The 19,873-nt window shown below is 72.5% G+C and carries 19 protein-coding genes and 3 tRNA genes; 8 read left to right on the plus strand and 14 right to left on the minus strand.

Annotation, left to right across the window (positions count from 1 at the left end; translation table 11 throughout):
- Positions 1-20 precede the first annotated feature (20 nt).
- A complete protein-coding gene (locus tag ABEB17_RS19265; RefSeq protein ID WP_345718371.1) occupies positions 21-716 on the minus strand; it encodes a phosphoadenylyl-sulfate reductase in 696 nt (231 codons plus the stop codon).
- On the minus strand, positions 713-2,401 hold the full coding sequence (locus tag ABEB17_RS19270; RefSeq protein WP_345718372.1) for a nitrite/sulfite reductase: 1,689 nt from the start codon (positions 2,399-2,401) through the stop codon (positions 713-715). The genes ABEB17_RS19265 and ABEB17_RS19270 overlap by 4 nt, the downstream gene beginning before the upstream one ends.
- Positions 2,402-2,730: 329 nt before the next feature.
- Between ABEB17_RS19270 and ABEB17_RS19275 the strand changes: the two genes are divergently transcribed.
- Positions 2,731-4,293, plus strand: a complete 1,563-nt coding sequence (locus tag ABEB17_RS19275; protein ID WP_345718506.1) for a GGDEF domain-containing protein — start codon at positions 2,731-2,733, stop codon at positions 4,291-4,293.
- Here the strand turns inward: ABEB17_RS19275 and ABEB17_RS19280 are convergent.
- Both ABEB17_RS19280 and ABEB17_RS19285 read right to left on the minus strand, forming a co-directional pair.
- A complete protein-coding gene (locus ABEB17_RS19280) occupies positions 4,280-5,788 on the minus strand; it encodes a S8 family serine peptidase (protein ID WP_378226992.1) in 1,509 nt (502 codons plus the stop codon). The two genes, ABEB17_RS19275 and ABEB17_RS19280, sit on opposite strands and share 14 nt — an antisense overlap.
- A 103-nt stretch (positions 5,789-5,891) precedes the next feature.
- A complete protein-coding gene (locus ABEB17_RS19285) occupies positions 5,892-6,494 on the minus strand; it encodes a 1-acyl-sn-glycerol-3-phosphate acyltransferase (protein ID WP_345718373.1) in 603 nt (200 codons plus the stop codon).
- An 82-nt stretch (positions 6,495-6,576) separates the two neighbouring features.
- Between ABEB17_RS19285 and ABEB17_RS19290 the strand changes: the two genes are divergently transcribed.
- Positions 6,577-7,620 (plus strand): DNA topoisomerase IB, encoded by a 1,044-nt coding sequence (locus ABEB17_RS19290; protein WP_345718374.1) that lies wholly within the window; start codon positions 6,577-6,579, stop codon positions 7,618-7,620.
- Positions 7,621-7,667: 47 nt separating this feature from the next.
- Here the strand turns inward: ABEB17_RS19290 and ABEB17_RS19295 are convergent, their stop codons facing one another.
- A complete protein-coding gene (locus ABEB17_RS19295) occupies positions 7,668-8,486 on the minus strand; it encodes an ABC transporter permease (protein ID WP_345718375.1) in 819 nt (272 codons plus the stop codon).
- Positions 8,483-9,385 carry an ABC transporter ATP-binding protein gene (locus ABEB17_RS19300; RefSeq protein ID WP_345718376.1) on the minus strand — a complete coding sequence of 301 codons (903 nt, stop codon included), beginning with the start codon at positions 9,383-9,385 and terminating at the stop codon, positions 8,483-8,485. The genes ABEB17_RS19295 and ABEB17_RS19300 overlap by 4 nt, the downstream gene beginning before the upstream one ends.
- A 144-nt stretch (positions 9,386-9,529) precedes the next feature.
- Here ABEB17_RS19300 and ABEB17_RS19305 point away from each other — a divergent pair, with 144 nt between their 5' ends.
- Together ABEB17_RS19305 and ABEB17_RS19310 are read left to right on the plus strand one after the other, a co-directional pair.
- Positions 9,530-10,774 (plus strand): sensor histidine kinase, encoded by a 1,245-nt coding sequence (locus ABEB17_RS19305; RefSeq protein WP_345718377.1) that lies wholly within the window; start codon positions 9,530-9,532, stop codon positions 10,772-10,774.
- Positions 10,771-11,421 (plus strand): response regulator, encoded by a 651-nt coding sequence (locus tag ABEB17_RS19310; protein WP_345718378.1) that lies wholly within the window; start codon positions 10,771-10,773, stop codon positions 11,419-11,421. The genes ABEB17_RS19305 and ABEB17_RS19310 overlap by 4 nt, the downstream gene beginning before the upstream one ends.
- A 16-nt stretch (positions 11,422-11,437) precedes the next feature.
- Here ABEB17_RS19310 and ABEB17_RS19315 read toward each other — a convergent pair whose 3' ends face one another.
- The gene (locus ABEB17_RS19315) at positions 11,438-11,788 is read right to left on the minus strand and encodes a metallopeptidase family protein (RefSeq protein WP_345718508.1); all 351 of its coding nucleotides are present in this window, start codon (positions 11,786-11,788) and stop codon (positions 11,438-11,440) included.
- 130 nt (positions 11,789-11,918) lie between these two features.
- Entirely contained in the window at positions 11,919-12,785 is an 867-nt protein-coding gene (locus ABEB17_RS19320; RefSeq protein ID WP_345718379.1) for an aldo/keto reductase, read from the minus strand.
- Between the two features lie 137 nt (positions 12,786-12,922).
- On the opposite strand from ABEB17_RS19320, the gene ABEB17_RS19325 reads away from it, so the two are divergent.
- From ABEB17_RS19325 to ABEB17_RS19335, 3 genes are all read left to right on the plus strand, one after another.
- Positions 12,923-12,995: transfer RNA gene (locus ABEB17_RS19325), tRNA-Glu, on the plus strand.
- 41 nt (positions 12,996-13,036) lie between these two features.
- Positions 13,037-13,113: transfer RNA gene (locus tag ABEB17_RS19330), tRNA-Asp, on the plus strand.
- A 33-nt stretch (positions 13,114-13,146) separates the two neighbouring features.
- Positions 13,147-13,223 (plus strand) — tRNA-Phe (locus ABEB17_RS19335).
- A 23-nt stretch (positions 13,224-13,246) separates the two neighbouring features.
- Here the strand turns inward: ABEB17_RS19335 and ABEB17_RS19340 are convergent.
- Positions 13,247-14,869 (minus strand): MFS transporter, encoded by a 1,623-nt coding sequence (locus ABEB17_RS19340; protein ID WP_345718380.1) that lies wholly within the window; start codon positions 14,867-14,869, stop codon positions 13,247-13,249.
- Positions 14,870-15,014: 145 nt separating this feature from the next.
- Between ABEB17_RS19340 and ABEB17_RS19345 the strand changes: the two genes are divergently transcribed.
- Complete coding sequence (locus tag ABEB17_RS19345; RefSeq protein WP_345718381.1) at positions 15,015-16,655, plus strand: alkaline phosphatase family protein; 1,641 nt, start codon at positions 15,015-15,017, stop codon at positions 16,653-16,655.
- Here the strand turns inward: ABEB17_RS19345 and ABEB17_RS19350 are convergent.
- The 5 genes from ABEB17_RS19350 to folB are packed head-to-tail and all read right to left on the minus strand — an operon-like array spanning position 16,645 to position 19,851.
- The gene (locus ABEB17_RS19350) at positions 16,645-18,120 is read right to left on the minus strand and encodes an alpha/beta hydrolase family protein (protein WP_345718382.1); all 1,476 of its coding nucleotides are present in this window, start codon (positions 18,118-18,120) and stop codon (positions 16,645-16,647) included. The two genes, ABEB17_RS19345 and ABEB17_RS19350, sit on opposite strands and share 11 nt — an antisense overlap.
- Before the next feature lie 7 nt (positions 18,121-18,127).
- Positions 18,128-18,463: a VOC family protein gene (locus ABEB17_RS19355; protein WP_345718383.1), complete on the minus strand. Its 336-nt coding sequence runs from the start codon at positions 18,461-18,463 to the stop codon at positions 18,128-18,130.
- 22 nt (positions 18,464-18,485) lie between these two features.
- A complete protein-coding gene (locus tag ABEB17_RS19360) occupies positions 18,486-18,962 on the minus strand; it encodes a DUF3180 domain-containing protein (protein ID WP_345718384.1) in 477 nt (158 codons plus the stop codon).
- Positions 18,956-19,495, minus strand: a complete 540-nt coding sequence (gene folK / locus ABEB17_RS19365; RefSeq protein ID WP_345718385.1) for a 2-amino-4-hydroxy-6-hydroxymethyldihydropteridine diphosphokinase — start codon at positions 19,493-19,495, stop codon at positions 18,956-18,958. The genes ABEB17_RS19360 and folK overlap by 7 nt, the downstream gene beginning before the upstream one ends.
- Positions 19,492-19,851: a dihydroneopterin aldolase gene (folB, locus tag ABEB17_RS19370; RefSeq protein WP_345718509.1), complete on the minus strand. Its 360-nt coding sequence runs from the start codon at positions 19,849-19,851 to the stop codon at positions 19,492-19,494. Before folB ends, folK begins: the two co-directional genes overlap by 4 nt.
- Positions 19,852-19,873: the final 22 nt, after the last annotated feature.

Below are 19,873 nucleotides of genomic sequence, written 5' to 3' on the forward strand. Positions count from 1 at the left end.
AATGAGAGCGCGCTCTGCAATCAGATGTGGATCCCGCACTCCACCTTGTCGGTGCCCGCCCAGCGGCCGGACCGCGCGTCCTCGCCGGGGGCCACGAGCCGGGTGCACGGCTGGCAGCCGATCGAGGCGTAGCCCTGCAGCACCAACGCGTTGCGCAGCAGGCCGTGCTCGACCTGGTAGCTCTCGACGTCCTCGTCGGTCCAGGTGGCCAGCGGGGCGACCTTGAGCATGTCGTGCTTGTCGTCCCAGGACAGCACCGGTGTGCCGGCCCGGGTCGGCGACTCGTCCCGGCGCAGGCCGGTCACCCACGCGTCGTAGGGTTCCAGCGCCTCGGCCAGCGGCGCGACCTTGCGCAGGAAGCAGCACAGCCCGGGGTCGCGGTCGTGCAGCTTCGCGCCGTACTCGGCGTCCTGCTCTGCGACGGTCTGCTTGGGCAACACGTCGATGACCGTGACGTCCAGCTGGCCCTGCACCCGGCCGCGCATGCGCAGCGTCTCGGCGAAGTGGTAGCCGGTGTCCAGGAACAGCACGTCCACCCCGGGCCGCACCTGCGAGACCAGGTGCGAGGTCACCGAGTCCTGCATGCTCCCGGCCACCGCCAGGTTGCCCCCGGTCGCCTCGACCGCCCAGCGGACGATCTCGAGCGCCGGGGCGCCGTCCAGCTCCTTGGCGGCCTCGGCCACCCGCTCGCGCAGTGGTGCCGTGATGGTGCTCATGACAACGCCTCCTCCGGCGCGCGAACGGCCCAGGTGGCGAACCGCTCCCCGCCGGCGCGCTCGGCGAGGTAGCGGCGGACGACGCGCTCGACGTAGTCCGGCAGCTCCTCGGCGGTGACCTTGAGCCCGCGGACCTTGCGGCCGAAACCGGGGTCGAGCCCGAGCGCGCCGCCCAGGTGCACCTGGAAGCCGGGCACCTGCTCGCCGTCGTCGTCCGTGACGATCTGGCCCTTCAGCCCGATGTCGGCGACCTGGATGCGGGCGCACGAGTTCGGGCACCCGTTGACGTTCACCGTGATCGGGCCGTCCAGCTGCTCCGCGACGTCCGCGAGGCGGGTCTCCAGCTCGCCGATGGTCGCCGTCGCCAGGCCCTTGGTCTCGACGATCGCCAGCTTGCAGTACTCGATGCCGGTGCAGGCCATGGTGTGCCGGCGGAACAGGCTCGGCCGCGCGTCCAGCCCGAGCTCGCCGAGGCCCTCGACGACGGCCTCGACCGCGTCGGACGGCACGTCCAGGACCAGCAGCTTCTGGTGCGGCGTCAGCCGGATCCGCTGCGAGCCGTGGGACTCGACCAGATCGGCCAGCTGCGTCAGCGTCTCACCCGAGACCCGTCCGACGTGCGGCGCGGCACCGATGTAGTGCAGTCCGTCGCGCTGCGCGTGCACACCGATGTGGTCGCCCGGGTCGGCGGTCGGCTCGGGCGCCGGGCCGTCCAGCAGCGCCCGACCCAGGTACTCGGTCTCCAGCACCTCGCGGAACCGCTCCGGGCCCCAGTCCGCCAGCAGGAACTTGAGCCGCGCCTTGTGCCGCATCTTGCGGTAGCCGTAGTCGCGGAACACCGAGGTGACTCCCGCCCACACGTCGGGGACGTCGTCCAGCGGGACGAAGGCCCCGAGCCGGACGGCGAGCCGCGGGTTCGTCGACAGGCCGCCACCGACCCACAGGTCGAAGCCCGGCCCGTGCTCGGGGTGGACGACCGCGGTGAACGCGATGTCGTTGATCTCGTGCACGACGTCGTTGGTCGCCATGCCGGTGATCGCGGACTTGTACTTGCGCGGCAGGTTGCTGAACGCCGGGTCGCCGACGTACCGGCGCTGGATCTCCTCGATCGCCGGCGTCGGGTCGATGATCTCGTCGGCGGCGATACCGGCCACCGGACTGCCCAGGATCACCCGCGGGCAGTCGCCGCAGGCCTCGGTGGTCAGCAGACCGACACCCTCGAGCCGCTCCCAGATGGCCGGCATGTCCTCGACCCGGATCCAGTGCAGCTGGATGTTCTGCCGGTCGGTGAGGTCGGCGGTGCCGCGGCCGTACCGGACGGACACCTCGCCGATCGTGCGCAGCTGCTCGGTGGTCAGCGCGCCACCGTCCACCCGCACGCGGAGCATGAAGTACTTGTCCTCGAGCTCCTCAGGCTCCATGGATCCGGTGCGGCCGCCGTCGATGCCGGGCTTGCGCTGGGTGTAGAGCCCCCACCAGCGGAACCGGCCGTGCAGGTCGTCCGAGGTGATGGCGTCGAAGCCCTCGACCGCGTAGACCTGCTCGATCCGGGCGCGGACGTTGAGCGCGTCGTCCTCCTGCTTGAAGCGCTCGTTGGCGTTCAGCGGGGTGCGGTCACCGAGAGCCCACTGCCCTTGGGGCGCAGGCGGTCGGCCGGCGCGGGAGGTGGGGATCGTCGCAGTCATGAGGGTCCTCGTCGAGGTGGTGGCACGCAGACGAGGGAGCCCAGCTCTGGGTCGAGGGCACGGTCGCCGCGCGCGGGGTGACGACGTCGTCGTCCGGGCGGGTCAGCAGCCGCGACAGATCATGCTGCGCGTACGACCGAGGTCGACGTGGCGTCGACTCACGAGGTACGGCTGCGCAGGCATCACCCGTCCATGGTCGCACAGCGTCCACCCCTTGGCACAGTCTCTCAGGATGTGGACAACCGGGACGGCCTCCGCTAGGCGCTTGTGCTCAACCCCGCCCCGGACGTGTCGATATGTCACGTGAGGAAGAGAGAGGCACGAGCATGATGGACGACGTCTCCGCGGTGGCAGCCCGGCTGCTGGAACGCGGCCAGTCGGGTGAGCACGCCGAGGTGGTGGCGGAGTCGGAGCGGCTCCTGCGCGAGCCCACCGGCGACCTCGTCGACGGTCCCGCCGGTCTGCACTTCGCGCGCGCCGTGGCCTACATGAGCGGCGGGGACGAGCACGCGGCGCTGGCCGCCGCCGAGCTGATGATCAAGGCGGCGGAGCGCGAGGAGAGCGCGGGCTGGCTGTCCTGCGGGTTGTCCCTGCGCGCCGTCCTGCGGGTCGAGATGGGCGAGCAGGACGTCGCCGAGCACGACCTCGAGACGGTGCTGCGCGACCTGGTCGACGCCGAGGACGCGCTGCTGCGTGGCGTCGAGGACCCGTGGCTGGCCAGCAACGCGCACACCGGCATCGCCCTGCCGTTCCACAGCCTCCGCCTGTACGAGCTCGCGCTGCCGCACTACACCGCGGCGTACGAGGCCAGCACCCGTGGCTCGACCGAGACCGGAGCGCCCGCGATGTGGCTGCTCAACCTCGCCGAGGTCGAGCTCGACTGGGCGCTGGAGCTCTACCGCGTCGAGCTGGTGGCCGACGCGGAGAAGCACAGCCGGGACGCGCTGGAGTACGCCGTCCGCGCCGGGCAGGCCGCCGCCGGACCGGACGCCGAGCGCTGGCGCACCAGCGCGGGCATCCAGGAGTGCTGCGCCCGGATCAGCTGCGGCGAGGACGAGCCCGCACTGGGCGAGATCCTCACGCGGCGGGAACGGGCCAAGGTCCGCGGAGCGACCGCCGACCTGCACTGGTCCGCGCCGTTCGTCGCGGTCGCGCTGGGCCGGGTCGGCCGCAGCGAGGAGGCCCTGGACCTGCTGCGCGAGACCCTGGCCGAGGCGAACGCGCGGGCGGCCTGGATCCAGCTCGCCGCGCTGCAGCACACCCGGGCCTACCTGCTCGCCGAGGCCGGGCTGCCCGGGACGGCCGAGACCCTGGAGTACGGCCAGACGCTGGCGCACGCGTTGTGGCGGCAGCGGCTGCGCACCCTGCACGTGGCCGAGACCATGCGCTCCTTCGACACGCTCCGGCACGCGCACGACCAGGCCGCCCGTTCCGCCCTGGTCGACCCGCTCACCGGCATCGCGAACCGGCGGGCCTTCGACGACGCCGTCGCCTCCCACGCCGCGCTCGAGCCGCGACGCCCGGTGGCCGCGCTCGTGATCGACCTCGACCGGTTCAAGGACGTCAACGACACCCACGGGCACGACGCCGGGGATGCGCTGCTGCGCACCGTCGCCGGCGCGCTCAGCGCCAGCGTGCGCGAGGGCGACCTCGTCGCCCGGCTGGGCGGCGACGAGTTCGCGGCGTTGCTGCCCGGCGCGGACGCCGTTGCGGCACAGCGGGTCGCGCAGCGCATGGTCGACGCCGTCGACGCCCTGCCGGACAGCCCGGCGACCGCCAGCATCGGCGTCTGCTCGACACCGGCGGCCGCCCTGCCCGGTGCGATCACCCGCGCGGACCAGGCCATGTACGCCGCCAAGCGAGCCGGCGGCAACCGGGTCACCGCGGGCTAGCGCCCAGCCTCGTCGCCGCGGCGACGACGTCCACCAGGCCGGCGCCCTTGTCGAACGAGCTCTGGTAGCCAGCGACGGCCTGGTACGGCGCACCGTCGGAGTAGCGGTGCGCGGTGGCCTTCAGCGCGTCCTCGATTTCGGCCGGCGTCGCGGTCGGGTCGGCCTGGAACAGCTGGGCCACGATGCCCGCGATGTGCGGCGCGGCCATCGACGTCCCGCTGATGGTGTTGAAGGTGCCGACGTCCAGCGGTCCGGGGCCGTTGACCGGGTCCAGTCCCGTCGAGCAGATCGGCAGGTATGGCCGGCAGGACGAGGTGATGTTCTCGCCCGGAGCAGAGACGTCCGGCCAGGTCGAGGTCTGGGCCGCGGCACCGCGCGAGCTGTAGTCGCTGACCGTGCCCTCGCGGGTGCCGGTGTTCTGGTCGTTGTAGGACGCCACGGAGACGATGCCACCGGTCGGGTCCTGGCCGGGCGGGTTGGTCAGGGACGTCGTCCCGTCACCACCGTCGTTGCCCGCGGCCCACACCGTCACCACGCCCTCGGCCGCCAGCGCGCGCTGCAGCTTCACGGTCGCCGAGTTCGGGTCGAACGCACCGCCGCCGGTCGGTCCGTACGAGTTGTTGGTCACCTTGATCGGCGGGCAGGTGGTGGCTGGAACGCCTGCGCCGCAAGGGTGTTCGTGGTTCTCCAACACCCAGTTGAGGGCCGAGTCAGCTCCGACGATGAGCAGCACGGCGCCGGTGGAGATGTCGACGAGCTTCGCGCCGGGCGCCGCGCCCTGCAGCCGGCGGCCGTCGGTCGTGGTGGTCGGCCTTCCGGCGACGATGCCGTTGACGTGCGTGCCGTGGCCACCACCGGACAGCGTGTCGGTGTCCACCGCCGTCGGGACGTCGAGGATGCAGCTCGTGCTCTGGGTGGACTCGTCGAGGCAGACCGACTTCAGGCTGCGCACCACCGCCGTACCGCCGCTCGGCTCCTGCAGGAACGGGTGCGTCGGGTCGACGCCCGAGTCGATCACGGCGACGCTGACCCCGCGGCCGTCCAGCGCGCTGCCGTTGGCCCCGTTCAGCGTCTGCACCGCCTCCGCTCCGCGGGTGGCCTGGTGCGAGTGGTCCAGGGAGAACGCGATCGGCTGGTCACCCTCGACGTAGGTGACGCCCGGCCGGCTGCGCACGGCCGTGATCTGGCTGGTCGTGCCCCGCGCGACCGCGACGCCGATCTTGTCGAAGGTGGTGACCAGGTGCAGCCCGGACGCCGACACCGCCTGGCGGGCGGCTGCGACGTCCGTGCCGTGCACGAGCACCGACTGCGGCAGGGTCGCCGACACGGTCGTCAGCTGGTGGGCCAGCCACGGCTGCAGCGGCGCGGGCGTGCTGGCCGCGCCAGCCGGGGCCGCGCTCAGCCCGAGGGGCACCAGCGCGGCGGCCAGCAGGAGCGTCCCGGTGCGGGTCCGTCGTCCGGTGGGTCCGTGTGCTGTTCGGTTGCTCGTCCTCACGACCGTCCTCCAGCTCTCGCCCCGGCCCGTGCCGGGCTGCGTCTGGACGGTTCAACGAGCGCAGGTGACGAAGGTCACGAATCGGGTGGGCGAACGTGCATGATCACCGCGGGGGGTGGGTGGGGTCCGCCGGCCGCTGAGGCTTGTCCTCCTCGGGCAGCCGCGGCTCGGTGCGCCGGTCGGGGTGCACTCCGTGCTTGTCGGCGTAGAACGCCCGGATGACGTCCATGTCCGCGCGCACGTCACCGGTCGGCACCAGGCTCGGCCCGAAACCCATCGTCCGGGTGGGCCCGTCGACGAAGCCCAGCGCGATCGGCATCCGGGCCGCGCGGGCGATCCGGTAGAACCCCGGCTTCCAGTACTCGCCCTTGGAGCGGGTCCCCTCGGCGGCGATCACCAGCAGGAAGTCCTCGCCGCTCTTCGCCTGCTTCATCAGCACCCGGATCAGCGCGCTCGGCTGCTCGCGGTCGACCGGCACCCCGCCGGTCACCGTCAGCAGCCAGCCCAGCGGCCCGTGGAACAGCTCCTTCTTGATCAGCACCCGCGGCTTGCGGCCCCCACGCCACATGATCATCAGCATCGTCACCCAGTCCCAGTAGGACGTGTGCGGTGCGCCCACCGCGACGCCGACCGCGGGCACCTCGCCGACGACCTTCCAGCGGGTGACGCGCAGCAGCGCTCGGGCGATGGCAGGGCGGATGATCATGGCGGCCTCCTCGAACAGGGACCCTAGCCGCGTGCAGCGCTTTGCGGTTGCCGGTGCCTCCGGGTGCCCGCAGGATGCGTCCATGCCCCGCCTGCGCACCGTCTCGCCGACCGACCCCGGGATCGCCCGCCGCCGGCAGGGCCGCGGCTTCCGGTACGTCGACGCCGGGCAGCCGGTCACCGACGCCGTCGTGATCACCCGGATCAAGTCACTCGTGATCCCGCCGGCCTGGGAGGAGGTCTGGATCTGCCGCTACCCCAACGGCCACATCCAGGCCGTCGGCACGGACGCCGCCGAACGCCGCCAGTACCTCTACCACCCGCAGTGGCGGCGGCAGCGGGACCAGGCCAAGCACGACCGCGTCCTCACCGTGGCCGCGCGCCTGCCGAAGGCACGCCAGCGGGTCAGCCAGGACCTCACGCTGGACGGCATGCCCCGCGAGCGCGCGCTGGCCACCGCGTTCCGGCTGCTCGACCTCGGCTTCTTCCGGATCGGCGGCGAGACGTACGCCGAGCAGAACGGCAGCTACGGGCTCGCCACCATCACCCGCGACCAGGTCAGCCTCGACGGCGACCTGGTGGTGTTCGAGTACACCGCCAAGTCCGGCAAGGAACGCTACGTCGCGCTTGGCGACCCCGAGCTGCTCGCGGCCGTGAACACGTTGCGGCGCAGGCGAGGTGGCACCGACGAGCTGCTCGCGTACCGCGACGGACGGAATTGGCGCGACATCACCAGCGAGGACATCAACACCTACGTCAAGGACGTCGTCGGCGGCGAGGTCTCCGCCAAGGACTTCCGCACCTGGCACGGCACCGTGCTCGCCGCGGTCGCACTCGCCGTGTCGACCAACGCCGCCGGCACGCCGTCGTCCCGCAAGCGCGCCATCGCCCGCGCGATGCGCGAGGTCGCCGACTACCTGGGCAACACCCCGGCGGTGGCCAGGGCGTCCTACGTCGACCCGCGGGTCATCGACCTGTTCGAGGACGGGACGACGATCGAGCCCGCGCTGCGCAAGCTCGGCGAGGACGTGCAGCCCGGCCACCCGGCCACCCACGGCGCGATCGAACGGGCGGTGCTGCGCATGTTGCGAGGCGCGCCGTCCGCTCGACGACGCGCCTCGCGCTGAGCCCTGCCTCGGACCCGGTCCCTGAGCCGGGCCCGAACAGGACCGGCCTACTTCACCTCGCGGCGGTTGCTCAGGTAGAGCCCGGCCACGATCGGGACGACGACCCAGATCAGGATCGACGTCAGGGACTCCCAGCCCTTGCCGTCGAGCTTGAACTGACCGATGCGGTCGAACGCGCTGAAGACGTCGAACCACGAGCCGACGTGCTTGAGCAGGGTGTTGGCCAGGACGGCGAACAGGAAGGGGGCCACGAAGAAGGCGGTCAGGGCGACCCCGGTGATCGGGATCAGGGCGCCGAACCCGGCACCCATGAGCACGAACATGGCCTGGGTCAGGTACTGGCCGGCCCAGTAGCTCCACGGGTCCTCGCCGGCCCAGGTCACCGAGTCGGGGCTGATCGCCCCGGCCAGCGCGGTCGCCAGGGCGGCCACCACGGTGATCGCCACCATGACGCCCAGCATGAGCAGGAGCGCCGCCACCAGCTTCGCCAGCAGCACCGGGATCCGCCGCGGTGAGAGCGTGAACGTGGTGAGCGCCGTCCGCTGGGACCACTCGCTGGTCATCGCCAGGATGCCGAGCACCGGCAGCAGGAAGGCCGCGGCGGCCAGGGCGGCACCGGCGAAGTCGCGGAACATGATCTCGCCCTGCGGGTCGTGCCAGGAGGCCCACACCAGCCAGCCGAGCGCCAGGACGGCCAACCCGACGATCACGCCGAGGATCCAGCGGCCGGCGCGGTAGTCCACCGCCTTGCGCAGCTCGATCCGGGTCAGCCGGACGAACGAGGGCCGGACGACGGGTCCGAGGTTCGACGGGTGCTCGGTCGGGCGGCGGGACTGGTCGACCGTGCTCGTGTCGGCGGTGCTCATGCCACGTCCTTGTCGTCGGCGAGCTCGGTGCCCGCGGTGAGGGTGAAGAACAGGTCCTCCAGGCCGGCGCCGTCGGCGGCGCGCAGCTCGAGCAGCACCTGCCCGGCCGCGGCGGCGGCGCGGCCGACCTGCTCGGGGGTGGCGTCCACGGTGAACGCGTCGTCCGGCAGCGGCGTCGGGTTCAGCCCGGCCGCGACGAGCGCGGCGTGCAGGCCCTGCGGGTCCAGCCCGCGGACCTTGATGCCCGACCCGGCCAGCAGCTCGGCGAGGTCCCCCTCGGCGACGATCTTGCCCTTGCCGATCACCACGAGGCGGTCGACGGTGGCCTGCACCTCGCTGAGCAGGTGGCTGGACAGCAGCACCGTCCCGCCGCGGCGGGAGAAGTCCTGCAGCAGCTCGCGCATCCAGCGGATGCCCTCGGGGTCCAGGCCGTTGGCGGGCTCGTCCAGCACCAGCGCGGCCGGGTCGCCGAGCAGGGCGACCGCGATGCCGAGCCGCTGGCGCATGCCGAGCGAGTACTGGCCGACCCGGCGTCCGGCGGCCGAGGCCAGACCGACCCGCTCGAGCATGTCGTCGGCCGCCCCCCTGCGGGCGCCGAGGACCTCACCGGCCACCTGCAGCGTCTCGCGGCCGGTCCGGCCGGCGTGCGCGGCGGCGGCGTCCAGCATGACCCCGACGACCCGGCCCGGGTTGGGCAGGTCGCGGTAGCGGCGACCGTCCACGGTGGCGGTGCCGGACGTGGGCGGGGTGAGTGCGGTGAGCATGCGCAGCGAGGTGGACTTCCCCGCGCCGTTCGGGCCGAGGAAGCCGGTGACGGTCCCCGGGGCGCAGGTGAAGCTGATGTCGTCCACGGCCAGGGTGTGGCCGTAGCGCTTCGTGAGGTTCGTGACGGTGATCATGGGCTCCATCCTGACGGGTCCGGCGCGCCGCCCGGATCGGCCGATCGTCCCCGCCGACCCCCGACGAAAGTAGGGGGTCACGCGGTCCGGGGGTCGACGTCCGGACGACGTCCTCGGCGCCGCCGCCGCCCTACATTGGAGGCCGTGACCTCCCTGTGGACCAACGCGCACCTGCGCTGGCAGCGTGCCCGGGTCTTCGGCGCCCGGGTCAGCCCGCGGGCGAGGGACGTGCTGTTCGTCCTGGTGGTCCTCAGCATCAACCTCGGCTACGCCGCCAACCGCGACGGCAAGAGCGCGGACGACTGGGTGTTCGTCCTCGTCGTGGTCGGCATCGTCTCCGCCGTGGTGCTCTGGTGGCGGCGCCGTTACCCGGTGGCCGTCACCCTGATCACCCTGGTCTGCGCCGCGATCACCGGGATCCCGGCAGCGCTGACCGTCGCCCTGTTCACGCTGGCGATCCGGCGGCGCGACCGCGTGCTGTGGGCGATCACCGCGCTGTGCTTCGTGGTCGACGTCGTCCGCACGGCGTTGACCGACCACAGCATGAACCTGGTCTCGATCTTCCTGACCTCCACCCTGTACTTCGCGGCGGTGCTGGCGTTCGGCGCGTACGTCGGCGCCCGCCGCGACCTGGTGACGTCACTGCGCGAGCGGGCCGAGACCGCCGAGGCCGAGCGCGAGGCGCGCGCCGACCAGGCCCGGCTGGGGGAACGGCACCGGATCGCTCAGGAGATGCACGACGTCCTGGCGCACAAGGTGTCGCTCATCGCCCTGCACGCCGGCGCGCTGGAGGTCAACGCCGGTGCCGGGCCCGAGCAGGTGGAGCGGACCGCGGCGCTGGTGCGCACGACCGCCCGCGAGGCCCTCGACGACCTGCGCCGCGTGCTGGGCGTCCTGCGCACCGACGACTCACCCGACGGGTCCGATCTGGCGCCCGCGCCCGGCATCGCCGAGATCGGCCGCCTGGTCGAGGCCTCTCGGGTGGCCGGAGTCGCGGTGGACCTGCGCTGCGAGGTCACCGGGACGCCGCCGGCCGTGCTGGGCCGCACGGCCTACCGGATCGTGCAGGAGTCGCTGACCAACGTGCACAAGCACGCCCGCGCCGCCTCGACGGTGGTGCTGCTCAGCGGTGCGGAGGGCGTCGGGCTGGACGTCGAGGTGCGCAACCAGGTGCCGGTCTCGGCGGCGACGCTGCTGCCCGGGTCGGGCATGGGGCTGGTCGGCCTGAGCGAGCGGGTGGAGCTCGTCGGTGGGGAGCTGGAGTGGGGCCGGGCCGGGGACGGCGGGTGGCGGGTGCAGGCGCACCTGCCCTGGGCAGCGCCGGCCACCGAGGGCGCGGAGCCACCAGGCGCGGACGCCGTCGAACCGGTTGAGGAGCCAGGCGCGTGACCCGGGTGCTGATCGTGGACGACGAGGGGCTGGTTCGGGCCGGGCTGCGGATGATCCTGTCCGCCGCCGAGGACCTCGACGTGGTCGGCGAGGCCGAGGACGGCGCGGACGCGGTGGACGCGGTCCGGGCCCACCGGCCGGACGTCGTCCTGATGGACATCCGGATGCCGCGGCTCGACGGGCTGGCCGCGACCCGCGAGGTGCTCGCCCTGGCGGACCCGCCGCGAGTCGTCGTGCTCACCACGTTCGACCTGGACGACTACGTGTTCCGGGCGCTGGAGGCGGGGGCGTCCGGGTTCCTGCTCAAGGACACCCCGCCGCGCGAGCTGGTGCGCGCCGTCCAGGTGGTGGCGGCCGGCGAGGCGATGCTGTCGCCGGCCGTGACCCGGCGGCTGATCGGCCACTTCGCGGGCGGCGGGGCGTCGTCCCGGCAACGGTCCGCGCTGGCCCGGCTCGACGTGCTGACGGCCCGCGAGCGGGAGGTGCTCGTGGGGGTCGCTCGCGGGCTGTCCAACGCGGACATCGGCCGCGAGCTCTTCATGAGCGAGGCCACCGTGAAGGCGCACGTGTCCCGGCTGCTCACCAAGCTGGACGCCGGGAACCGGGTGCAGGTCGCGATCCTGGCGCACGACGCCGGGCTGCTCTGAGCGGTCGGGTGGGCCCTCAATCCCAGCCGAGGTCGTGCAGGCGGTCGTCGTCGATGCCGAAGTGGTGCGCGATCTCGTGGACGACCGTGACCGCGACCTCCTCTACCACCTGCTCCTCGCTCGTGCAGGCGCGCAGCGTGGGGCCGCGGAAGATCATGATGCGGTCCGGCAGGGTGAGGCCGCCACCCCAGCCGAGGTCTCGCTCGGTGAGCGGGATGCCGACGTAGAGGCCGAGCGTGTCGGACGGCTCGTCGGCGGGCGGCTCGTCCTCGACCAGGACGACCACGTTGCGCATCAGCGCGGTGAGCTCGGGCGGCACGGAGTCCAGGCCGGCGGCGACGGCCGCCTCGAAGTCCTGCTCGCTCATCTCGACCACGAGGTCAGTCTGCCGTGCGTCGTCGCGATCACGTCGCGCGAACAGGACTCGCGCGGCCCGGGCCCCCGCCCACGTGCTCGGGCGGTCGATCGCGGGCGGGTGAGTCCTGTTCGCGCGACGGTCAGATCGCGATGGCGTCGAGCGCGGCGAGCTCGTCGGCGGTGAGCTCGAGGTCGACGGCCCGCACCGAGTCCAGGATCGTCTCGGGCCGGCTCGAGCCCGGGATCGGGATGACCCACGGCGACTTGGCGAGCTCCCAGGCCAGGGCGACCTGCTGCGGGCTCACCCCGTGCGCGTCGGCCACCTCGGCGAACGGCGCGTACGACGAGCCGAGGTCGGCCGCCTTCGTGATGCCGCCGAGCGGGCTCCACGGCAGGAAGGCGATGCCCAGCTCGTCGCAGAGCTGCAGCTCGGGCTCGCTGGAGCGGAACCGCGGCGAGAACTGGTTCTGCACGCTGGCCAGCCGGCCACCGAGGATCGAGCGGGCCAGGGCGATCTGGTCCGGGTTCGCGTTCGAGATGCCGGCCTGGGCGATGACGCCCTCGTCGAGCAGGTCGCGGACGGCGCCCACGGAGTCCTCGTAGGCGACGTCCGGGTCCGGGCGGTGGAACTGGTAGAGGTCGATCCGGTCGACGCCCAGGCGCTTGAGCGAGTCCTGGACGGCGCTGCGCAGGTGCTCGGGCGAGCCGTCCTGGGTCCACGAACCGTCGCCCGGTCGCAGGTGGCCGCCCTTGGTGGCGACCAGGATCGTGTCGGGGTCGCCGGACCAGGTGCGCAGCGCCTCGGCGATGAGCTCCTCGTTGTGTCCGACGTCGTCCGCGTGCAGGTGGTAGGCGTCCGCGGTGTCGATCAGGGTGACGCCGGCGTCGAGCGCGGCGTGGATGGTGCGGAGCGCCCGGTCGCGGTCCGGACGGCCCTCGATCGACAGCGGCATGCCACCGAGACCGATCGCGGAGACGGTGGCGGTGCCGAGGGTGCGGGTCTGCATGGAGGTCCTCTCATAGCGTCTACTGACGGCAGCGACAGCCCCTTGGGCCGCTCGGATGTTCCCGCTTTGGAGAACTCGGCAGGTGTCCCCTATGCTGAACCGGTCCTCGACGCTGGCACGTTCGGAGGCGTCACGACGCCCCCATCGTCTAGCGGCCTAGGACACCGCCCTTTCAAGGCGGCAGCGCGGGTTCGAATCCCGTTGGGGGTACTACCTGCGCTGTCGGTACGATCGGTCGGCGCAGTTCATTTGGCCCCGTAGCTCAGTTGGTTAGAGCGCCGCCCTGTCACGGCGGAGGTCGCCGGTTCGAGTCCGGTCGGGGTCGCCACGGTTTGTCCTGCTCGCCCAGGGCAGGCTGTAGGGCCAGGTAGCTCAGTTGGTACGAGCGTCCGACTGAAAATCGGAAGGTCGGCGGTTCGACCCCGCCCCTGGCCACCAGCACCACCGCACGCGCCAGGGCCTCAGGCCGGCGCCTCCCGGGCGGCGACTACTGCCGGTTGCTCGGTCGGCAGCTTGCGGGTGAAGAACAACCCGACCAGCGCGATCAGCGCGAGGATCCCCAGGGCCGCCCGCAGGCCGTCCAGCCGCGCCGCGGCGTTCTCCTTCACCACGGCATCGGACGTCGCCGCGGGGACCCCTGCGTCGTCCAGGGCCGTCCGCAGCTGGGCGTCGGAGACGAACGGGATCCCCGCCGCCAGCTGCGTCGTGGCGGTGGCCGAGACCTCGGCCGGCACGTCGGGGTTGGCCTGGATGCCACTGAGGAATGACGTGGTCAGCGCCGAGATCAGCAGGGCGCCCGCCAGGGCGGTGCCGATCGAGGCCCCCAGGTTGGTGACGGTGTTCTGCAACCCGCCGACCTCGCCGGCCTCCTCGTCCGGCACCGACGACACCGTGACGCTGCCCAGCTGCGAGGCCAGGGCGCCGATGCCCAGCCCGGCCAGCAGCATCGGCCACGTCACGATCTCGGCGCCGGCATCGGCGTCCAGGGCGACGAGCATCACCACGATGCCGGCGAACAGGGCCAGGATCCCGAGCTGGACGACCCGCCGCGGCGAGGCGTGCGGGAAGACCTTGGGGATGCCGGCCGCGGCCACGAGCAGCGTGATCGAGAGCGGCAGGAGCCGCACGCCCGTGGCGATGGCCGACAGACCGAGCGCGACCGACAGGAACAGCGGCACCGCGAAGAACAGCCCGGCCTGCAGCAGGTACTGGAAGAAGAACGCGGTCAGACCGCCGCGCAGCTGCGGGTTGCCGAGGATCGCGGGATCGACCAGCGGCTCCTGGTCGCGGGACAGGCGGCGGTTCTCCCAGCCGATGAAGACCCACAGGACGACGCCACCGGCCAGGCTCAGCCAGATCGCCGGCGAGAGGCCGAGCCACTCCGGGGCGGACGGCTTGGCGCGGACGAAACCCCACTCGCCCGAGCGCAGGATCCCGAACACGATCAGGCCGAGGCCAAGGGCGGACAGCGCCGTACCCACCAGGTCGAGGCGAACCCGCCCCTGCGGCTTGACGTCGGCCATGCGCCGGCCGACGGCGAGGATCGCGATCACGATGAACACCTCGGCCACGAACACCAGCCGCCACGACAGGTACGTCGTGAAGAGACCGCCGATCAGCGGTCCGGCGGCGACGGCGATCGCGCCGGCCGACGCCACCAGACCGTAGGCCCGGGGCCGCTCCGCCCGCTCGAAGTTGGAGGCCACCAGGGCGACGATGGCGGGCATGATCAGGGCGGCGCCGATGCCCTCGAGTAGCGACCAGCCGAGGATCAGCACGGTGAGGTTGGGGGCGAGCGAGGTGACCAGGGACCCGCAGCCGTAGATCACGCAGCCGATGCCGAACGCGCGCTTGCGTCCGACGATCTGGCCGATCTTGCCGCCGGTGATCATCAAGGACGCCATGACCAGCGTGTACAAGGTGATGGCGGTCTGGATGCCCGTGACCGTCGTCCCCAGGTCCTGCGCGACCGTGGCGATCGACACGTTCATCACCGAGCTGTCCAGCGTCATCAGGAACTGGCCTGATGCCAGTGTCAGCAGGACGACGCCCGCCGCACCCTTCGTGGCCGCTTCGCTCTGCATCGGGTCAACGTACTGGAACCGCAAACCCGGCAAGTCTGGACGAACCCGCCGCACAGGTCTAGCGTCCGGGACGACCCCTCGTGTGACACCGGCCAGAGCACTTGGTCCTTCGCCACACTCGTCCGTTACCGCGAGGAGGACTCCCATGTTCCGCCTGATCCCCCGTGCCCACGGCCGGCACCTCGTCCTGGGCGCCGCCACGGCGCTGGTCCTGGCCGGCGCGAGCCTGCCGATCGCCTCGGCGTTCGGCACCGACGGCCACCACGGAGGTGGCGGCGCCAAGATCACGAACCTGGTCGTGATCTACCAGGAGAACCACAGCTTCGACAACCTCTTCGGCAGCTGGGGGCCGGTCGGCGGGCAGCAGGTCGACGGCTTGGCCGGCGCCACCGCGCAGCACCGGACCCAGGTCGCCCAGGACGGGACGGCGTACGGCTGCCTCCGGCAGGTCGACGTCAACCTCACCGCACCACCGCTGGACGGCTGGTGCCACGACCCGGCGCACGGCGTTCCGCAGAGCGCGTTCGCGAACGGCCCCTGGACGATCGACGACGTCATCGGCCCCACCGACACCACCTGCCCGGCGCCCGGCCAGTCCGCTCCCAACGGCGTGCTGAAGGGGTCCGGCCTGCCCGGCGGCTGCACCCGGGACCTCGTGCACCGCTTCTACCAGGAGCAGTACCAGCTGAACGGTGGCCGGCAGAACCGGTACGTCACCGGCAGCGACGCCGTCGGCCTGACGATGGGGACCTACGCCACGACGTCCCTGCCGATCTGGACGTACCTGCACAGCCGCGGCGCGCCGAACTACGTCGTGGCGGACCGGTTCTTCCAGGGCGCCTTCGGCGGTTCGTTCCTGAACCACCAGTACCTCATCGCCGCCCGAGCACCCGTCGACACCAGCGGTGGGACGTTCGGTGGCGCCGCGAACTCGGTGGTGGATGCCAACGGCATGCCCAACACGTACCCCCTGTACACACCGGTGGGCCCGGTGAAGGACAGCCAGCTGACGCAGTCCTGCCGAGATGGTTCGACGGCTGACTTCGCCAAGGCGTGCGGCAACTACGCCGTCAACACCGTGCAGCCCGCATCGCCGCCGTTCGGCAGCGGGGCGAAGATCCCGCTGGTGGACAACGCGACTTACCCGAACATCGGTGACCGGCTCTCGGCCGCGAACGTCAGCTGGGCCTGGTACTCCGGCGGGTGGGACGACGCGGAGGCCGGCCACCCCGGACCGTTGTTCCAGTACCACCACCAACCGTTCAACTACTTCGCCGCGTACGCGCCGGGCCAGCCCGGGCGGGCACACCTGCAGGACGAGACGAAGTTCGTCGCCGCGGCCAAGAAGGGGAGGCTCCCGACGGTCAGCTTCGTCAAGCCCTACGGCGCGGAGAACGAGCACCCCGGCTACGCCAGCGAGCCGGACGGCAGCGACCACCTCGTCGACCTGATCAAGGCGGTCCAGCGCGGCCCGCAGGCCAAGCACACCGTGATCGTGGTGACGTACGACGAGTTCGGCGGGCAGTGGGACCACGTGTCGCCGCCCGGCCCGGGCAGCAGCACCCCTGGGACGCACGACTCGTTCGGTCCGGGCACGCGCATCCCGGCTCTGGTCCTGGGTGCCGCGTTCCGGCACTCGGGGGTCGACCACACGAGCTACGACACGACCTCGATCATGGCCAGCATCGAGCGAGCCCTGGGCCTGCAGCCGGTGAGCTCGCGAGACGCGCAGGTGGCGGACCTCGCACCGGCCCTGAGGATCGGCGGCGTGCGCTTCAGCCGCTGACCTCGCGAAAGACGTTCTCCGACAACCAGATCGTCAGGTCGGCCCACGTGCCGGCGCCGAACGTGAAGTCGTGGTACTGGTACATCGCGTCCTCGGCGGTGAGCCCGACCACCCGGGTGGAGACGACGTTCAGCATGTGCTCGAGCTCGGGGTAGACCCGGACGGTCAACGACTGGCCGGCGGAGCGTACGGCTTCGGTGATGCGGGCGATGGAGACGTCCACCGGCACGCTCGTGTCGACCTCGCCGTACTGCAGGAACACCGGGCAGCCGATCCGCGCGTAGTCGTCCGCCGGGTCGTACGCCAGCTGCGGGTCGCGCTCACCTGCCAGCATCGGCACCAGCTCGTCGACCGGCACCAGCGGCGGGATCGGCGAGAGCATCGGGTTCTGCGCCACGTACCCCGGCACCTCGTAGCGGTCCAGGTCCGGCGCGGCGGCGACGTCGTCCAGGGCCGCACCCAAGCGCCCGGTCAGCTCGTCGGTCGGGCCACCCGCGACGATCGCGAACAGGCTCCGCCAGGCCTGCGCCACGGCCACCAGCGTCGGCTCGCTGACGCCGACGTCCCGCAGCACCTTCGTGCGCCGGTGCACCTCCGACTCCGCCATGCTGACTCCGGGTGATCCGGCCCCGACGACGAACGCGGCCGGACGCCGGGCGGCGACCATCGGCACGGACCACATGCCGTTCGAGAAGCCGGCCAGGCCGATCCGCGCCGGGTCGACGTCCGGCTGGTCGGACAGCACCTGCATGGCGGCCTCGGCCGCGTCGGCCTGGTCGTAGATCGACGGGTCCGGCGGACCACCCGAGTCGCCGTGCCCGGCCTTGTCGTAGTTCAGCACGCCGACCCCGGCGCGCAGCAGGGCCCAGGACTGAATCCGGCAGAAGTCCCGCTGCCCACCAGCCGCACCGTGCAGGACGACGGCGGCCGGGTGCGGTCCGGGACCGGCCGGGAGGACGACGGTGCCGGCGTACGTCGCGCCGGCGACCTCGAAGCCGACTGCACGCTCGTGCCAGCGTGACGTCCGGGCCAGGGTGGCGGCAGCCGAGGGCCCGGTGAGGTGCAGCTGGTCGTCCGCGACCTCGAGGAAGACCGCGTCCTCGGTCAGGAAGGCGTTCTCGCCCAACGGGTAGGCCCGGGTGACCCGGTCACCCTCGGCCAGCAGCACCATCGGCTCACCGAAGTACGGCTCGGGGACCTGGGTCAGCAGCACCTGCCGGTCGTCGTCGCCGTACCAGCCGCTGAGCCCGGCCATCCGCGACGGATGCGCCGAGACCGGTCGCAGCACGACGCCGTCCAGCACCGGCACACCGTCCCGCCAGACAGCGGGTTCGGGGCTGCGATAGCGGAAGCCCGCGGGCCGGTCCACGAGCAGCTCGTCGGCGCCGGACGCCGACGGACGCGCGAGCACGACCCCGCCGTCCGCCACGCCGATCCAGGCTCGGCCCGCCATCGCCTCGCTCACTGGTCGGTCACTCTACGCAGAACTCGTTGCCCTCGGGGTCGGCCATGACGACCAGGTCGTCCCCCGGCCGCAGCACGATGGCACCGAGCAGGGCCAGCCGGGCGACCTCGTCCTCGACCCGTCCCGGTGCGCGGAGGTCGAAGTGCATCCGGTTCTTCGCGATCTTGGGCTCCGGCACGGCGGCGAACCACAGGCTCGGCCCACCCCAGCCCGCCGGCTCGACGAACGCGCGCTCGCTCGTCGACTCCTCGTCGACGTCCGAACCCAGGGCCGCGGCCCAGAACGTCGCCATCAGCATCGCGTCGGCGCAGTCGAACGTCACGGACTTGATGAAGGTACCCATGTGGCCAGGCTAGGCCGGTGCGCTAGGCGACGTCGGCGCCGCTGTGCTCGTCCTCGTCCGAGCGGTCCACCCGGCACCAGCGCTCGACGAGCCAGCCGACCACCCAGAGGCCGACCGCACAGAGCAGGGCGATGCCGGCCCGGACCGCCAGTGAGCGGCGCGGCTCGACGTCCAGCGTGGGCAGCAGGGCGAGGACCTGGGCCGCGTACCACCCGGACAGCAGCGCCCCGCAGTACTGGGACGCCTTAGCCAGGACGACGGTGCGGGCCGCGCGCAGCGGGTCCAGCGGGCGCAGCCGGCTGCCCCTGGTCCACTGCCGCACCGGCCAGCCGAAGGCCAGGACGACACCGGCCAGCAGCACCATGACGCCCGGCGCCGTCCAGGGCAGGCCGGGCAGCTCGTGACCGCCGGACATCCACAGCCGCAGGACGATCCATGCCACCACCGCCACCCCGACGGCGATCGCGACCAGCGGCAGCGTCCGGGTCGGCTTCAGCACGACCTCACCCCGTCCCGGTCGGCCGCCTCGGCGAGCAGGTCGGCCACGGGCCGCACGCTCCCGTCCGGCAGCCTCAGCTGCGCGTCCGGCACGAGCTGGGACCAGGGCGACAGCACGAACGCCCGCTCGTGCGCCCTCGGGTGCGGCAAGGTGAGCGCCGGGTCGGCACTGACCACCTCGGACGTCGACCCCGGGCGTCCGTAGGCGATGACATCCACGTCCAGCGTCCGTGCACCCCAACGGACCTCGCGTTCGCGACCGTGCTGGCGCTCGACCTCGTGGCAGACGTCGAGCAGCTCGAACGGCCCGAGGGACGTCCGCGCCGTCGCCACCAGGTTGAGGTAGTCGGGCTGCTCCGGACCGCCCACCGGGTCGGTCTCGACCAGCGGCGAAACACCTTGCACCGCAACGCCTTCCGTCTCGTCCAGCTCGGCCAGGGCGGCGCGCAGCGTGCCCTCCCGGTCGCCCAGATTGGCGCCGAGCGCCAGCACCACCTCGACGTCACCGCCGACCGGGCCCACGAGGGGGCTCACGACTGCCACCGCCGCACGGACACGGTCACGTCGTCGAACGGCACCGTCACGGGCGCCTGCGGCTTGTGCACCGTGACGTCGGCGGCCACCACCAGCGGCGAGGCCAGCGCGACCAGCGCGATCCGCTCTGCCAGCGTCTCGACCAGCTCCACCGGCTCGCCCGCGACCACGGCCACGACCTGCTCGGCCAGCTCGCCGTAGTGCACGGTCCGGGTCAGGTCGTCGCCCGCCGCCGCCGGCCGAACGTCCAGGTGCAGCACGACGTCGACGACGAAGTCCTGGCCGAGCGCCTTCTCGAAGTCGAGCACCCCGTGCCGCCCGCGGGCCCGCAGCCCATGCAGCGCAACGCGATCCAGCGGTCTCCCGTCGGCGTCCAGC

The sequence above is a fragment of the Angustibacter luteus genome (genome assembly GCF_039541115.1).
Lineage (GTDB): Bacteria > Actinomycetota > Actinomycetes > Actinomycetales > Angustibacteraceae > Angustibacter > Angustibacter luteus.

Coding starts and splice junctions, on each gene's coding strand:
- ABEB17_RS19275 (WP_345718506.1), top strand. CDS start 2,731: ATGGACGACGTCTCCGCGGTGGCAGCCCGGCTGCTGGAACGCGGCCAG.
- ABEB17_RS19300 (WP_345718376.1), bottom strand. CDS start 9,385: ATGATCACCGTCACGAACCTCACGAAGCGCTACGGCCACACCCTGGCC.
- ABEB17_RS19285 (WP_345718373.1), bottom strand. CDS start 6,494: ATGATCATCCGCCCTGCCATCGCCCGAGCGCTGCTGCGCGTCACCCGC.
- ABEB17_RS19295 (WP_345718375.1), bottom strand. CDS start 8,486: ATGAGCACCGCCGACACGAGCACGGTCGACCAGTCCCGCCGCCCGACC.
- ABEB17_RS19340 (WP_345718380.1), bottom strand. CDS start 14,869: ATGCAGAGCGAAGCGGCCACGAAGGGTGCGGCGGGCGTCGTCCTGCTG.
- ABEB17_RS19315 (WP_345718508.1), bottom strand. CDS start 11,788: ATGAGCGAGCAGGACTTCGAGGCGGCCGTCGCCGCCGGCCTGGACTCC.
- ABEB17_RS19265 (WP_345718371.1), bottom strand. CDS start 716: ATGAGCACCATCACGGCACCACTGCGCGAGCGGGTGGCCGAGGCCGCC.
- ABEB17_RS19355 (WP_345718383.1), bottom strand. CDS start 18,463: ATGGGTACCTTCATCAAGTCCGTGACGTTCGACTGCGCCGACGCGATG.
- ABEB17_RS19320 (WP_345718379.1), bottom strand. CDS start 12,785: ATGCAGACCCGCACCCTCGGCACCGCCACCGTCTCCGCGATCGGTCTC.
- ABEB17_RS19270 (WP_345718372.1), bottom strand. CDS start 2,401: ATGACTGCGACGATCCCCACCTCCCGCGCCGGCCGACCGCCTGCGCCC.
- ABEB17_RS19345 (WP_345718381.1), top strand. CDS start 15,015: ATGTTCCGCCTGATCCCCCGTGCCCACGGCCGGCACCTCGTCCTGGGC.
- ABEB17_RS19290 (WP_345718374.1), top strand. CDS start 6,577: ATGCCCCGCCTGCGCACCGTCTCGCCGACCGACCCCGGGATCGCCCGC.